We start from the raw sequence: 15506 nt of genomic DNA on the forward strand, positions 1-15506 counted from the left end.
CGGACCATGTCAGAGCCGAGCCTGAGCGAGGAGGGGACCGTTGCCGTCATCTGCGGCGGCGGGCGGTTGCCGGTGGAGGTGATCCGCGCGGCGCGCGAGCGTGGCCGACGGGTCGTTGCCATCGCCATTCGCGGCGAGGCGGATCCGGCCGTCGACGATTTCGCGCCGCTGCATCTCGGCTGGGGCCAGATCGGCAAGCTGGCGAACCATCTGCAGAGCGAGGGCGTGCGCGAGCTGGTGATGATCGGCAGCGTCACCCGCCGGCCGGAGCTGCGCGAGATCCTCGGTGATCTCGGCACCGTGCGCCGGCTGCCGAAAATTCTCGCCTCGCTCGCCGGCGGCGACGATTCCCTGCTGAAGAAGGTCATCCGCCTGTTCGAGGACGAGGGGTTCCGCGTCGTCGGGGCGCATGAGGTCGCCCCGCAGCTTCTGGCGACGCCGGGCTGCATGGCCGGGCCCGAGCCGCGCGGCGATCTGCTGGCCGACCTTCGCCTTGGCGCGGCCGCTGTTGCCGAGCTCGGCCGTCTCGACATCGGCCAGGCCGCCGTCTGCCTCAACGGGCGCATCATCGCCGTCGAGGGGGCGGAGGGCACCGACGCCATGCTGGAGCGCTGCCGCGACCTGCGGGCGCGCGGCCGGGTGCGCGGCAAGGGCGGCGTGCTGGTGAAATGCGCCAAGCCGGGCCAGGACCTGCGCGTCGATCTTCCCACCATCGGCCCCGGCACCGTGGAAAAGGTGGTGGAGGCGGGCCTTGCCGGCATCGCCGTCGAGGCCGGGCGGGTGCTGATCGCCGAGCGGGGCGAGGCGCTGGCGCTGGCGGCGCGCCAGGGCGTGTTCGTCTTCGGCATTTCCGGCCAGGTGACGGGATCTTCGGAGGATCGGGCATGAGCGAGGGCGCATCGCGGCCGCTGCGGATCTGCATCGTTGCGGGCGAGGAGTCCGGCGACCAGCTTGCCGCGCCGATGATGGCGGCGATCGCCGCGCGGGCCGGCGGCCCGGTGGAATTCTTCGGCGTCGGCGGCGAGCGGATGGAAGCGCAGGGGCTCAACAGCCTGTTTCCCATCGAGGACATCGCCGTCATGGGTCTTTCCGCCGTGCTGGCGCGGCTGCCCTCGATCGTCCGCCGGGTCTACCAGACCGTCGACGATGTGGTGGCGAAGGCCCCCGACGCGCTGGTCATCGTCGACAGTCCCGATTTCACCCACAATGTCGCCAAGCGGGTGCGCAAGCGCGCGCCGGCCATTCCCATCGTCGGCTATGTCTCGCCCTCGGTCTGGGCCTGGCGGCCGGGCCGCGCGCGGCGGATGGCCGCCTATGTCGACCATCTGCTGGCGATCCTTCCCTTCGAGCCGGCGGTGCATGCAAGGCTCGGTGGGCCGCCGACCAGCTATGTCGGCCATTCCTTGATCGAGCGTGCGGGCGCCTTCCGGCCCGCCCTTGGCGAAAGGACCGCGCTCGGCGAGGGGCGACCGGTGCTGTTGATGCTGCCGGGCAGCCGGCGCAGCGAGGTGACGCGGCTGTTGCGGGATTTTCGCGGCGCCGTCGACATCCTGCGCCAGGCGCATCCCGATCTTGAGGTGGTGCTGCCGGCGGTGGCGCGGCTGCGGCCGCTGATCGAGGAACAGCTCGCCGACTGGCCGACCCCGCCGCTGCTGGTCACCGGCGAGGCGGAGAAGCTTGCCGCCTTCCGCCGCGCCCATGCGGCGCTCGCCGCCTCCGGCACCGTGTCGCTGGAGCTGGCGATTTCCGGCGTGCCGATGGTCATCGCCTACAAGCTCGACTGGTTCTTCCGCCGCATCAAGGATCTCAACCGGGTGCTGCCGATCGCCAGCGTCACCTCCATGGTGCTGCCCAACATCATCCTTGGCGACAATGTCGTGCCGGAGTTTCTCGACGACGACGCCAATCCCCGCGCGCTGGCCGGCGCGGTCGCCCCGCTGCTGATCGACAGCCCGGCCCGCCGGCGGCAGGTCGAGGCCTTCGCCCGGCTCGACACGGTCATGCGGCTTGCCGGCGACGAGAGCCAGGCGGGCGCCGCCGCGCGCATCGTTCTGGAGGCCGCCCGGCGCGCGTGACAGGTGCGTGACGGGCACATGACGGGTGCGCGACCGGCTCGCGATGGGGCTGGTGACGGGTGCGCGACGGGCTGGTGACGGGCGCCGCCCCCGCGTCGTGGCCGATGGGCCGGATTTGGCGCGATTGAGACGGCCGTCGCAATTTTGCGCTGAAATTTTGCAAAATCCGTCTCAATAATTTTATATATATATCAATGGCTTGGCAAAATATTGAGTTTCGCCTCGCAATTTTTCGGAGCCCTTTTCGGCCACTTGTCCCCGCTCTCGCGACAGGGATGGTGCTTTCTATCCCCGTTTGCCGCACCGGCGTTGAGAAGCCGCGTCCCGGCCCCGCGCCGGTCCTTCGTTCTCCTGGTCGCCGCACCCTCCGAGGTCACCCCGGCCAAGCGAAGCGCGAGCCGGGGCCTATTCGTTCCCAGAGCGGCGGCGAGGACACGCCCGCGCGAACCCCATCCCTCAGCCTGTCGTCCCCAACGCAAAAGGCCGCCCGGAGGCGGCCTTTCGAACCTGGACTTGTCGATCCCGCTCAGCGGCGCTGGGAGACCGGCAGGTAGTCGCGCAGCGCCGCGCCCGTGTAGAGCTGGCGCGGGCGGCCGATCTTCTGGGACGGATCCTCGACCATTTCCTTCCACTGGGCGATCCAGCCGACGGTGCGGGCCAGCGCGAACAGCACGGTGAACATGGTGGTCGGGAAGCCGAGCGCCCGCAGGGTGATGCCCGAATAGAAGTCGATGTTCGGATAGAGCTTCTTCTCGATGAAATAGTCGTCGTTGAGCGCGATCCGCTCCAGTTCCATGGCGACGTCGAGAAGCGGATCGTCCCGGATGCCGAGCTCGGCCAGAACTTCATGCGTGGTCTTCTGCATGATGCGGGCGCGCGGGTCGTAATTCTTGTAGACCCGGTGGCCGAAGCCCATCAGACGGAACGGATCGTTCTTGTCCTTGGCGCGGGCGATGTATTCCGGGATGCGGTCGACCGAGCCGATTTCCGACAGCATGTTGAGCGCCGCCTCGTTGGCGCCGCCATGCGCCGGGCCCCACAGGCAGGCGATGCCGGCCGCGATGCAGGCGAAGGGGTTGGCGCCCGAAGACCCGGCAAGACGCACGGTCGAGGTCGAGGCGTTCTGCTCGTGATCGGCATGGAGGATGAAGATCCGGTCCATGGCACGGGCGAGAACCGGGTTGACCTTGTATTCCTCGCAAGGCACCGCGAAGCACATATGCAGGAAGTTCGAGGCGTAGTCGAGGTCGTTGCGCGGATACACGAAGGGCTGGCCGACATGATACTTGTAGGCCATCGCCGCCAGCGTCGGCATCTTGGCGATCATCCGCAGGCTGGCCACCATGCGCTGGTGCGGGTCCGAGATGTCGGTCGAGTCGTGGTAGAAGGCCGAGAGCGCGCCGACGGTGCCGACCATGATCGCCATCGGGTGGGCGTCGCGGCGGAAGCCGGTGAAGAAGCGGCTCATCTGCTCGTGGATCATCGTGTGATAGGTCACGCGATGCACGAAGTCGTCCTTCTGGGCCTTGGTCGGAAGCTCGCCGTAGAGCAGCAGGTAGCAGCTCTCCAGGAAGTCGCCGTGCTCGGCCAGTTGCTCGATCGGATAGCCGCGATACAGCAGCGTGCCTTCGTCGCCGTCGATATAGGTGATGGCGGATTCGCACGAGGCCGTCGAGGTGAAGCCGGGATCGTAGGTGAAACAGCCGGTCTGTCCGTAGAGAGAGGCGATGTCGACCACGTCGGGGCCGATGGAGCCGGGCCGAACCTTCAGGTCCCAGGACCTGTCACCGATCGTCAGCTTGGCAGTGTTCTCGCTCATTCAGGCTACCCCCTTGTATGAAGCGCGCCGCGGGAAGGTCCGGACCGGCCTCCAGGAGAGGCTGGAGTGTGCCGGACGCACGGCGGGAGGAAAGGTCGAATGTTGCGTATCCCATTTGTCCGCTCCCCGCAAGCGCGCCTCCCTAACGCTTTCGTCACAGGGTGACGGGGGATTCATGTGAACCGCGGGCGGCGGCCGGGATCGGGCCGCCGCGTGGGTGCGGCCGGCGCAGGCGCCGTGCCGGATCGGGTCAGCCGGCCACCTGGTCGGCGATGCGGGCGAGCGAGTCCTCGCGGCCGAGCACGGCCAGCACATCGAAGATGCCGGGCGAGGTGCCGCGGCCGGTCAGCGCCGCGCGCAGCGGCTGCGCCGCCTTGCCGAGCTTCAGGCCGGTCTCCTCGGCATAGGCGCGCACGGCCGCCTCGGTGGTCTCCGCGTCCCAGCTATCGAGCGCGGACAGGCGGGCGTGCAGGTCGGCGAGCACCTTGCGCGCCTCGTCCGCCTCCAGCAGCGCGGCCGCCTTCTCGTCCATGGCGAGCGGGCGCTGCACCCACAGGTATTCGGCGCTGTCGGCGAGCTCGACCAAGGTCTTGGCGCGCTCCTTCAGCCCCGGCAGGGCGGCGCGGAACATCTCGACATGCGCCGGGTCCTGCAGCCAGTCGCGCAGGCCTTGCGCGTTTTCCGCATGTGGCAGGAAGCTGGTGAAGTCGGCGAGCAGTTCGTCCGTGCCGGCGGCGCGCATGTAGTGGCCGTTGAGGTTCTCCAGCTTCTTGAAGTCGAAGCGCGAGGGCGACTTGCCGATGGCGTCGAGATCGAACCAGCCGGTCATCTCGTCGGTCGAGAAGATCTCGGCATCGCCATGGCTCCAGCCGAGGCGGGCGAGATAGTTGCGCATGGCGGCCGGCAGATAGCCCATGGCGCGATAGGCCTCGACGCCGAGGGCGCCGTGGCGCTTGGAGAGCTTGGCCCCGTCCGGCCCGTGGATCAGCGGGATATGCGCCATCACCGGCACGTCCCAGCCGAGCGCCTGGTAGATCAGCGTCTGGCGGGCGGCATTGGTCAGGTGGTCGTCGCCGCGGATGATATGGGTGACGCCCATGTCGTGATCGTCGACGACGACGGCCAGCATATAGGTCGGGGTGCCGTCGGAGCGCAGCAGCACCAGGTCGTCGAGATCCTTGTTCGGGAAGACGACGCGGCCCTGCACCTTGTCCTCGATCACCGTCTCGCCGTCGACCGGCGCCTTGAGGCGGATCGCCGGCTTGATGCCGGCCGGGGCCTCGGAGGGATCGCGGTCGCGCCAGCGCCCGTCATAGCGCGGCGGCAGGCCGTTGGCGCGCTGCGCCTCGCGCATCGCCGTCAGCTCTTCCGGCGTTGCGTAGCAGCGATAGGCGAGGCCCTTCTCGACCAGACTCTCGGCCGCCTCGCGGTGGCGGGCGGCGCGGGCGAACTGCGAGATCGCCTCGCCCTGCCAGTCGAGACCGAGCCAGGTCAGCCCGTCGAGGATCGCGGCGATCGCCGCGTCGGTGCTGCGCTCGCGGTCGGTGTCCTCGATCCGCAGCAGCATCTGGCCGCCGAAGCGGCGGGCATAGAGCCAGTTGAACAGCGCCGTACGGGCGCCGCCGATATGCAGATAGCCGGTCGGGGAGGGCGCAAAGCGCGTGACGACGGGAGAGTTCATTCAACAAGGCCTCGTGATCGGTGGCGGAGCCGGTGCGGTGCGTCCGGCCAGCCTTCGGAATTATCGGTGCCGTTTCGCGTCTTGCGCGAAGGTCGGTTGCAATGCAACGCTTCGGTCCTGGCACGGTCGGCGACCGTGTAGCACAGCGGCGGCGCGCCACCAATGCCCGAGAGATCGGCAGCGCGCGGCCAGGGCGGAGGGGCGGCTGGGGTGTCCCGGGAACGCGAGGGCGACGAGGACAGGCAGGTGCCGCCGGGCGGGCTCCCGGAGGCACTGCCGGACGCTTTGCCGGAGCGGCAGGGCAGCCGAGGCGGCGGCCGGGGAGACCCGCGCCGCTGGCCTGCGCTTGCCCCGCCGCCGCTCGCGGCCCTGCTCGCCCGTCGCCGGGCGGCTCGCGCAGGATGGCACGAGGAAGAGGGGGCGGGGACAAGATTTGCCGCCGCCTGCCGCGAAAGCCTGGCGCAGGGGCGGGGGCTTGCCTTTGCCGCGCTCGCCTTCAGCCTCGGCATTGCCGCCTATTTCCGCCTGCCGGCGGAGCCGCAGGTGCTGGTCGTCGCGCCGGCGACGCTGCTGGCCTGGGCCGGCTGGCGGCTCGCCGGGCGGCGGGGGGCGGGGGCGCTGCCGCTCTTGGTGCTGGCCCTCGTGCTATCGGGGCTGCTGGCGGGGACAGCGCGCACCGCGCTGGTCGCAGCCCCGGTGATCGACCGGGCGCGCAGCCTCACGGTGAGCGGTTTCGTCGAGGAGGTCGAGCGCACCGGGCGGGGCGTGCGGCTGGTGCTGCAAGTGGTGAGTGCCGAGCGGCTGGCGGCCGAGGCGACGCCCCGCCGCGTCCGGGTGTCGCTGCGCGGCGCCGCGCCGCCCGACCTGCCGCGGGTGGGCGAGGCGGTGACGCTGCGCGCAAGGCTGGCGCCGCCGGCGCCCGCGGTGATGCCCGGCGGCTACGACTTCGCCTTCCGGGCGTTCTTCGACGGGATCGGCGCCAGCGGCTTTGCCTTCGGCGCGCCGCGCCGCATCGATCTGGGACCGGCGCCGCTCGCCTTGCGGGCGAAGGCCGAGGTCGCCGGCCTGCGCCAGGCGATTGCCGCGCGCATTCTTGCCGCGCTCGGCGAGACGCCGGCGGCGGCGCTTGCCATCGCGCTGATCACCGGCGACCGCTCGCTGATCCCCGAGCCGGTGACGGAGGCGCTGAGGACCGCCGGGCTCGCCCATATCCTGGCGATTTCCGGCCTGCACATGGCGCTGTTCGCCGGCTCCGTCTTCTTTGTCGTGCGCGCCGCGCTGGCGCTGTCGCCCCGCCTTGTCCACGGCGCCCGGATCGAGGCCGTCGCGGCGATCGCCGCGCTCTTGGCGGCGGCCTTCTATCTGACGATTTCCGGCGGCTCGATCGCGACGCAGCGGGCGTTCCTGATGATCGCGCTGGTCCTGGCGGGGCGGATCTTCGCCCGGCGGGCCTTGACCCTCAGGAACGTGGCGATCGCCGTCTTCGTGATCCTCGCGGTCATGCCCGAGGCGCTGCTCGATCCCGGCTTCCAGATGTCCTTTGCCGCCGTCATCGCGCTGGTCGCGGCCTATGAGGAGCTGACCCGGCGGCGGCTGGCGCGGGAGCAGCACGCCCTGCCGCGCCGGGGCTTGCTGCCGCGGGCGACGGCGGGCGCGATGGGGTGGATCTGGGGCCTGCTGCTGACCTCGCTGATCGCCGGCGTGGCGACCGGGGCGATCGGCGCCTATCACTTCCACCGGATCGCGCCGCTGGGGCCGCTCGGCAACCTGCTGGCGATGCCGGTGGTGACGCTGGTGGTGATGCCCTTCGCGGCGCTGTCGCTGCTGCTGCTGCCCTTCGGGCTGGAGCTCCTGCCGCTGCTGGCGATGGGGGCCGGCGTCGACCAGGTCGTCGGCATGGCGCAATGGGTGAAGGAACTGACGCCGGAGGACGGGGTGATCGGCGCGCCCTCGCTCGCCGGCACGCTGGCGGTGGTGGCGGCCGGGCTCACCGCCTGTCTTGCGCCGCGCGGCTATCGCCGCGCCGCGCTGGTCCCGCTCGCCGCTTCCGTGCTGTTCTATGCGGGGCACCGGCAGCCGGACATGCTGGTCTCGGCGAATGGCGGGACGCTCGCCCTGCGCGATGCCGCCGGCGTGCTGCGGGTGTCGGGACGGACGAGCGGCTTCCTGCCGGAGGTCTGGCTGCGGGCGGAAGGGGTCGGCGTGCGCCATCACCGCGAGCGGCGGATCGCGCGCGCGGACATGCGCTGCGACGACACGGCCTGCCTGCTGCGGGCGCATGGTCCGCCGGGACTGGGCCCACCCGCCGCCCATGCTCCGCCCATACAGACCCCGCACGCACAGGGTCTGCCCAAACGGGACCGGCCAGGGCAGGCTCCACCGCTGCAGGCCCCGCACGCACAGGGGCAACCGGAGCCGTCGCCCGCCGCGCAGACGTCTGCCGCACAGGTGCCCGCCGCACAGACGTCTGCCGCACAGACGTCTGTCGCTCAGGTGCCCGGCGCACGGCATGCACCCGCAGACGGGCCAACGGAGGCGGTCGGAAGGCCCGGTCCCGTGGCGCAGGGCCCGCCGGCGCTGCTGGTCTCGCTGGTGCGGGACGGCGCCGCCTTCGAGGAGGACTGCCGCAAGGTCGATATCATCGTCTCGGCGCTCAACGCCCCGCCCGGGTGCCGGGCGCGGGTGGTGATCGACGGGGCACGGCTTGCCCGGGAGGGCGCCGTCGCGCTCACTTTCGGTGCGCCGGATATCCCGGTCGCGTCCCGATCAACGCCCGCACAGGCACCGTCCGCTGCGCCGTCGCCCTCGAGCGCAGGTGGCGCTCTGGCCGTCGCGGTGCGCCCGAGCTACGGGCTTCGCCGGCCCTGGACGCCGAAATGACGCCGAAATCACGCCCAACTGCCCCGGCTTCACACCCAACGGGCAATGCCTCATCCGAACCGGGCGCAAGGACCCGGCGCCGAAGGGCTCTCTCAACGTGGGCCCCAGCCTCGGCCCGTCGAACCTCGGCCCGTTCAGCCGTGGCCCGCCCGCCCTGAGTCCGCCCTCAGTAGCGGCGGAACAGCGACACCAGCTTGCCCTGGATGCGCACCCGTCCGGGCCCGAAAATGCGGGTCTCATAGGCCGGATTGGCCGCCTCCAGCGCCACGGAGGCGCCCTTCTTGCGCAGGCGCTTCAAGGTCGCCTCCTCGTCGTCGATCAGGGCGACGACGATGTCGCCGCTGTCGGCGCTGTCGGAGCGGCGGATCACCACCGTGTCGCCGTCGAGAATGCCGGCCTCGATCATCGAATCGCCGCGCACTTCCAGCGCATAGTGATCGCCAGTGCCGAGCAGGTCGGCCGGCATGGCGATGGTGTGGCTGTGCGTCTGGATCGCCTCGATCGGCACGCCGGCGGCGATGCGGCCCATCACCGGGATCTCGACGCTGTCATTGGCCGGCATCGGCTGGGCGGGGGCGGCCTCGACCGGCGGCAGCTTGCCGCGCGAGCCCTCGATGACGGAGGGTGAGAAGCCCTGGCCGCGCGCCGAGGCAAGGCCGGGGGAGACGGATTCGGGCAGCTTGATGATCTCCAGCGCCCTGGCGCGGTTCGGCAGGCGGCGGATAAAGCCGCGCTCCTCCAGCGCCGTGATCAGCCGGTGGATGCCCGACTTGGAGCGCAGGTCGAGCGCGTCCTTCATCTCGTCGAAGGAGGGCGGAACGCCGGTCTCCTTCAGCCGCTCATGGATGAACAGGAGCAATTCGTGCTGCTTGCGCGTCAACATGCGCGTGGGTCCCCCCGTTCCGGTTCAGACGTCTCGGCGCAAGCGCCGCCAATTTCCAAAATCCATGACGTCCTGCGTCGTGTGGTCGAGCGCCTTCGGCTCGGGCCCTCGGATCATGCCGTCGGCGCGAGCGTTTCCGCCTCCGCCGCCATCTCCGCGCGCACCCCCTTGTTGGTGGCCGTGCAAGGGCATGGAGCACCACCAAGGGAGCCGCCCATCGCGACTCAAGCCCATGTACAAATCATGAACGCAGTCTAACCGTTCCCGCCTTGTTCCACAAGCGATTCCGCCCGCCAAGGCCGCGCCAGGTCGAGATGTCCTGCGTCCGGCGAGAGATGACCGGCGCGGACCTCACCCTCGATGCGGCGCAGGCGCGCGGGAAACCGTCCTCTTTTCAAGGGTTTGCGAGATCGGCTCGGGCCAGGTTCGGGCGCGGTGGCGGCCGCGTCAGCCCTGTGGCAGGCGCAGAACCGGCACCGGCGTGCCGGCGGGCGCGGGGGCGGCGTGGGGCGGGCGCACCACCAGGGCGTCGGCGCGGGCGAGCGTTGCCAGCATCGAGGAATCCTGCCGTTCGAACGGGGCGACGCGCTCCGTGCCGTCGTTCTCGCGCAGGATGCGGGCCCTCAGATAGTCCTCGCGCTGGTCGTTGCCGCCGATATCGGCGGCCAGCGGCAGCAGCTCGGCGTCGCGCCGGCGCGGCGGGCGGCCGAGCAGGGCCTCGATCAGCGGCCGCAGGAACAGCAGGCCGCAGACGAGGCTGGAGACGGGATTGCCCGGCAGGCCGAGGACGCGCATGTCCTCGATCCGGCCGGCCATCAGCGGCTTGCCCGGCCGCATGGCGATGCGCCAGAAGCCGAGGTCCATGCCGGCGGCGGCGAGGACCTCCTGCACCAGGTCGTGGTCGCCGACGGAGGCACCGCCGAGGGTGACGAGAATGTCGGCACCGGCCGCCTGCGCCCCGGCGATCTTCTCGGCGATATGCTCGCGCCGGTCGGCGGCGATGCCGAGCTGCAGCGCCTCGCCGCCGCAATCCTCGACGAGCGCGGCAATGCCGGCATGGTTGGAGGCGATGATCTGGTCCGGTCCCGGCTGCTCGCCCGGCTCGACCAGTTCGTCGCCGGTGGCGAGGATCGCGACCTTCGGCCGGCGGCGCAGCTCCAGAGCGGGATGGTTCATGGCGGCGGCCAGCGCAAGCCGGCGATAGTCGAGCCGCGTTCCGGCGGCGAGCAGCACCTCGCCCTTGGTGAAATCGAGCCCGGCGGGGCGCACGAAACGGCCGAGCGGCGCGCTTTCCAGCGCCGTGACAGTGTCGCCGTCGCGAGTCGTGTTCTCCTGGATCAGCACCGTGTCGCTGCCTTCGGGAAGCGGCGCGCCGGTAAAGATGCGCACCGTCTCGCCGGCGCGGATGGCGCCCGCGAAGGCGCGCCCCGCCGGGGCCTCGCCGATCAGCTTGAGCGTTGCGGGAACGGCGGCGATGTCGGCCGCGCGCACGGCATAGCCGTCCATGGCGGAGGCGGGAAAGGGCGGCTGGGTGCGGGTCGCGGCAAGGTCGGCGGCGAGCACGCGGCCATTGGCGCTGGCGAGCGGCACGGTCTCTGCTCCGAGCGGTTTGACGCCGGTGAGTAACCGCGCCAGGGCCTCGTCGACCGAGATCAGCGCCATGTCAGCCATGCCCCATTCTAGCCGGGCCTCATATCAGCCTGGTTGCGTCTCGCTCGCTGCCGTCCAGTCGCCGGACTTGCCGCCGGACTTGGCGACAACGCGGATGCCGCCGATGGTCATGCCGCGATCGACGGCCTTGGCCATGTCGTAGATCGTCAGGCACGCGAGCGAACAGGCGGTCAGCGCCTCCATCTCGACGCCGGTCTGGCCCGAAACGCGGGCCATCGCCGTGACGCGCAGGCCCGGCAGCGCCTCGTCCGGCACGATGTCGACGGCGACCTTGGACAGCAGCAGCGGATGGCAGAGCGGCACCAGGTCGTGGGTGCGCTTGGCGGCCATGATGCCGGCGATGCGGGCGGTGGCGATGACATCGCCCTTCTTGGCCGAGCCGGAGAGGATCAGCGCCAGCGTTTCCGGCTTCATGCGCACATGGCCTTCGGCCCGCGCCTCGCGGGAGGTCACGTCCTTGGCCGAGACGTCGACCATGTTGGCCGCGCCGCTCTCGTCCAGATGGGTCAGGCGCGGGGAAGCGTCTCCGGAAGGGTCGCCAGAAGGGTTGTCGGCCATGGCCTACTCCGCCGCAAGGTCAGTTCGCGCAAGGCCAGTTTGCGCAAGGCCAGGCCGCGCCAGCAGCGCGCGGGTCGCGCCGGCGACATCGTCCTGGCGCATCAGGCTCTCGCCGATCAGGAAGGTGGTGATGCCGCAGCGCTCCATCCGGGCAAGGTCCTGCGGGGTGAAGAGGCCCGATTCGCCGACGACGAGGCGGTCGTCCGGGATCATCCCGGCCAGTGCCTCGCTGGTTTCCAGCCGCGTCTCGAAGGTCTTCAGGTTGCGGTTGTTGATACCGATCATCGGCGAGGTAAGGCGCAGCGCGCGCTCCAGCTCGGCCGCGTCATGCACCTCGATGAGCACGTCCATGCCGAGGCCGAGGGCGGTGGCCTCAAGGTCGGCGGCGAGCGCGTCGTCGACGGCGGCCATGATGATCAGGATGCAGTCGGCGCCCCAGGCGCGGGCCTCGAACACCTGATAGGTGTCGTAGAGGAAATCCTTGCGCAGGGCCGGCAGCGCGGTGGCGGCGCGGGCCGCGACCAGGAACTCCGGCGCGCCCTGGAAGGACGGGGTGTCGGTCAACACGGAAAGGCACGCCGCCCCGCCGGTCTGATAGGCGCGGGCGAGCGCCGGCGGGTCGAAATCGGCACGGATCAGGCCCTTGGAGGGGCTCGCCTTCTTGATCTCGGCAATCAGGCCGAAGTCGCCGGCCGCCTTGCGGGCGCGCAGCGCCTTGAGAAAGCCGCGCGGAGCATCGGCTGCGGCGGCGCGCCGCTCGATCTCGGCCTGCGGCACGGCGGCCTTGGCAGCAGTGATCTCCTCGCGCTTGTAGGCGCCGATCTTTTCCAGGATGTCAGTCATCGGCGCCGGCCTCGTTCGACACGTCGACGAGGCGGGCAAGGCGCGCCCGGGCGCTGCCGCTGTCGATGGAGCTCGCGGCCATCGCGACGCCCTCGGCAAGGGAGGCGGCGCGCCCGGCGACCACCAGCGTCGCGCCGGCATTCATCAGCACGGTGTCGCGATAGGCGGACTTTTCGCCCTCCAGCACCGCCCGCAGGGCCACGGCGTTTTCCGGCGCTTCGCCGCCCTTCAGCTCGGCGGGATCATGGAACGCCAGGCCGACATCCTGCGGCGAGATCTCGAACAGGCGGATCTCGCCGTTTTCCAGCGCGGCGACGCTGGTCGGGCCGGTCGTGGTGATCTCGTCGAGACCGTCGGAACCGTGCACCACCCAGGCCGCTTCCGACCCGAGGGCGGCGAGCACATGGGCGATCGGCTCGACCCATTGCCGGGCGAAGACGCCGACCATCTGCCGCTTGACGCTGGCCGGATTGGACAGCGGGCCGAGCAGGTTGAAGATCGTGCGGGTGCCCAGTTCCGCGCGGGCCGGGCCGACATGCTTCATCGCCGAATGGTGGTTCGGCGCGAACATGAAGCCGAGGCCGGCCTCGCGGATGCAGCGGGAGATCCGCCCGGGGGTGATGTCGATGTTGACGCCGAGCGCGGCGAGCACGTCGGCGGCACCCGACTTCGACGACAGCGAGCGGTTGCCGTGCTTGGCGACATGGACGCCGCAGCCGGCGACCACGAAGGCCGAGCAGGTGGAGATGTTGTAGCTGCCCGAGGCGTCGCCCCCGGTGCCGACCACGTCCACCGCATCGGCGGGGGCGACGACCGGGGTCATCTTGGCGCGCATCGTCGCGACGGCGCCGGCGATCTCGTCGACGGTCTCGCCGCGCACCCGCAGGGCCATCAGAAAGCCGCCGATCTGCGAGGGGGTCGCGGCGCCCGACATGATGATGTCGAAGGCCGCCTCCGCCTCCTTGCGCGAGAGGCTGTGTCCGTCGGCGGCCTTGGCGATCAGGGTCTTGAGGTTGCTCACGGCGTCGTCCTTGCAAGCGATCCGGCGAAACGGTCCGGCGAAACGGTCGGGCCAAACTGTCCGGCCAAACGGGTCGGACCAATCGGGGCCGGCCAAACGGGATAGGGAGGTGCTAGCTGCCGCCCTGGCCGATCACCCGGTTGATGTTGGTCTGGTTGATGCGGACGCCGAGCCTTGCCTCGCGCTCGCCGATATACTGGCCGACGATCGAGTTCTGCAGCGCGTCGGCGAGATGCTGGTCCAGGGCCGCGATCTCGCTCGCCTCGCGGAAGAAGGCGGGGGCGGTCGCCCCGGTGACGCGATAGACGACGCGCCGGTCGCCGTCGCCGGCGGCCGTGCCCGTCGTGCCGACGGGGCCGGCGAACACGCCGGTGACCGCCTGGGCGGGCAGCGGCAGATCGTTGCCGTTGCGCTTGATGCCGGAGGCGGAGGCGACCGTCAGGCCGCGCGCTTCGGCAATGTCGGCCAAGGACTTGCCGCCCTCGACCTCTTCGAGGATCTCGGCGGCGAGCGTGTCGAGACGCTCGCGGCGCTGCTGGGCCGTCCAGGCGTCCGCGACCTGCTGGCGCACTTCCTCAAGCGTGCGGTCGCGAGCCGGAATGACCTCGCGCACCTCGAACCACAGGAAGCCGTTGCGGCCGAGCTGCAGCATGTCGGCCTCGATGCCGACATCGCTCTCAAAAACGTCGGAGACGAGGTCGTTGACGTCCGGCAGCGGCACTGCCTTGCCGGCCTCGTCCTTGCCGGCGCTGTCGAAGGCGGCCGGCGTGTCGAGAGACAGGGAGAATCGCTCCGCGATCTCCTGCAGAGTCGCGCCGCCGGCGCGGGCGTCCTCGATCTCGTCATGCAGGTCGAGCACCTCGCGCTCGGCAAGGCGCAGGGCGATCTCGCGGCGCAGCTGCGGGGCGACGTCCTCCAGCGGCGACTGGTGCGCCTCGGTGACCTCGGCGACCTTGAGCAGGACCGAGGTGAACCGTCCCTCGACGACGTCGGAGGTCTCGCCTTGCGCCAGCGAGAAGGCCGCTTCCGCGATCGCCGGGTCGAGCAGGTCGCCGCGGGCCATGTTGCCGAGTTCCACCTGCGCTTCCGTCAGGCCGCGCTCGGCGAGAATGTCCTCGAAGGTCCGGCCTTCGGCGAGAGCGGTGCGCGCCGCCTCGACCGCGGCCGCGTCGGGCAGCGGGATCTGCAGGATGCGGCGGCGCTCCGGCTCGCCGAAGCGGCCGCCGGAGGCCTGGTATTCGCGGCGCAGCTCGTCCTCGCCAACCGCGTCCGGGCGGGCGATGCGCTCCGGCGTCAGCGCGAGAAGCGCGACCTTGCGATATTCGGGGGCGCGGAACCGGGCGCGATTGTCCTCGAAATAGGCGGAGAGCTCGCTGTCGGTCGGGGCGGCGATCTCGCCGGCCTGACCCGCGCCGAACTCCAGATAGTCGATGCTGCGCTCCTCGTTGGCGTGCTGGTTGAACGCCTCGAGCATGGCCGCAGGCGTCGCAAGGCCGCCGCTGATCGCATCGGCGATCTGGCGGCGCTGCTCCAGCAGGCGGCGCTCGGCGACGAAGGCGTCCTCGGTCAGGCCGTTCGCCTGCAGCACGCGGGCGAGCAGGGCGCGGTCGAAGCCGCCGCCCGGCGCCTGGAAGGCGGGAGCCTCCTGGATCAGGCGGACCAGCTCCTGGTCGGAAACGCCGAGATTGTAGTCCTTCGCGGTCTCGTTCAGCGCGGCCTCGGCGATGAGGCGGCCGAGAACCTGCGCGGGAATGCCGAAGGCGGCGCCCTCGACGGTCGACAGCGGACGGCCGATGTTGCGGCCGATCGAGTCGAGCTCGCGCCGGTAGGCATTGTCGAACTCGACGATGGAGATCTTGCGCTCGCCCACGGTCGCGACCTGATCGCCCCCGACATTGAGGAGATCGCCCGAGATGCCCCAGATCGCGAAGCTGATCACGAGAAGACCGATCAGGAGTTTGGAAATCCAGGACTTTGCGCCGGCGCGCAGAGTGTCGAGCATTGCAGGTTCCGTCGTTACTGGGGCGTTACCGGGACGTTGCCGGGCAACAGGATATGGCCCGGACTTTGGGTAA

The 15506-nt window shown here is 70.7% G+C and carries 11 protein-coding genes; 3 read left to right on the forward strand and 8 right to left on the reverse strand.

Annotated elements, in window-relative coordinates; all coding sequences use genetic code 11:
* Window positions 1–6 precede the first annotated feature (6 nt).
* On the forward strand, window positions 7–888 hold the full coding sequence (locus TSB10P1A_RS11045) for an LpxI family protein (RefSeq protein ID WP_186387977.1): 882 nt from the start codon (window positions 7–9) through the stop codon (window positions 886–888).
* A complete protein-coding gene (gene lpxB, locus TSB10P1A_RS11050) occupies window positions 885–2075 on the forward strand; it encodes a lipid-A-disaccharide synthase (RefSeq protein ID WP_186387978.1) in 1191 nt (396 codons plus the stop codon). The genes TSB10P1A_RS11045 and lpxB overlap by 4 nt, the downstream gene beginning before the upstream one ends.
* Window positions 2076–2601: 526 nt before the next feature.
* Here lpxB and gltA read toward each other — a convergent pair.
* Entirely contained in the window at window positions 2602–3894 is a 1293-nt protein-coding gene (gene gltA, locus TSB10P1A_RS11055) for a citrate synthase (RefSeq protein WP_186387979.1), read from the reverse strand.
* A 250-nt stretch (window positions 3895–4144) separates the two neighbouring features.
* Complete coding sequence (gltX, locus tag TSB10P1A_RS11060; protein ID WP_186387980.1) at window positions 4145–5575, reverse strand: glutamate--tRNA ligase; 1431 nt, start codon at window positions 5573–5575, stop codon at window positions 4145–4147.
* Between the two features lie 210 nt (window positions 5576–5785).
* Here gltX and TSB10P1A_RS11065 point away from each other — a divergent pair, with 210 nt between their 5' ends.
* A complete protein-coding gene (locus tag TSB10P1A_RS11065) occupies window positions 5786–8455 on the forward strand; it encodes a ComEC/Rec2 family competence protein (protein WP_186387981.1) in 2670 nt (889 codons plus the stop codon).
* Between the two features lie 166 nt (window positions 8456–8621).
* Here TSB10P1A_RS11065 and lexA read toward each other — a convergent pair whose 3' ends face one another.
* The 6 genes from lexA to TSB10P1A_RS11095 all read right to left on the reverse strand — a co-directional run bounded on the left by lexA (window position 8622) and on the right by TSB10P1A_RS11095 (window position 15433).
* Window positions 8622–9338: a transcriptional repressor LexA gene (gene lexA, locus TSB10P1A_RS11070; RefSeq protein ID WP_186387982.1), complete on the reverse strand. Its 717-nt coding sequence runs from the start codon at window positions 9336–9338 to the stop codon at window positions 8622–8624.
* A 447-nt stretch (window positions 9339–9785) separates the two neighbouring features.
* Window positions 9786–11000 (reverse strand): gephyrin-like molybdotransferase Glp, encoded by a 1215-nt coding sequence (gene glp / locus TSB10P1A_RS11075; protein WP_186388043.1) that lies wholly within the window; start codon window positions 10998–11000, stop codon window positions 9786–9788.
* 33 nt (window positions 11001–11033) lie between these two features.
* Entirely contained in the window at window positions 11034–11567 is a 534-nt protein-coding gene (gene moaC, locus TSB10P1A_RS11080; protein WP_186387983.1) for a cyclic pyranopterin monophosphate synthase MoaC, read from the reverse strand.
* Window positions 11568–11570: 3 nt separating this feature from the next.
* Window positions 11571–12410, reverse strand: a complete 840-nt coding sequence (gene trpC, locus TSB10P1A_RS11085; RefSeq protein WP_186387984.1) for an indole-3-glycerol phosphate synthase TrpC — start codon at window positions 12408–12410, stop codon at window positions 11571–11573.
* The gene (trpD, locus tag TSB10P1A_RS11090) at window positions 12403–13431 is read right to left on the reverse strand and encodes an anthranilate phosphoribosyltransferase (RefSeq protein ID WP_186387985.1); all 1029 of its coding nucleotides are present in this window, start codon (window positions 13429–13431) and stop codon (window positions 12403–12405) included. Before trpD ends, trpC begins: the two co-directional genes overlap by 8 nt.
* Window positions 13432–13543: 112 nt before the next feature.
* On the reverse strand, window positions 13544–15433 hold the full coding sequence (locus TSB10P1A_RS11095; protein ID WP_186387986.1) for a peptidylprolyl isomerase: 1890 nt from the start codon (window positions 15431–15433) through the stop codon (window positions 13544–13546).
* Window positions 15434–15506: the final 73 nt, after the last annotated feature.

The organism is Stappia sp. TSB10P1A (assembly GCF_900185725.1).
Lineage (GTDB): Bacteria > Pseudomonadota > Alphaproteobacteria > Rhizobiales > Stappiaceae > Stappia.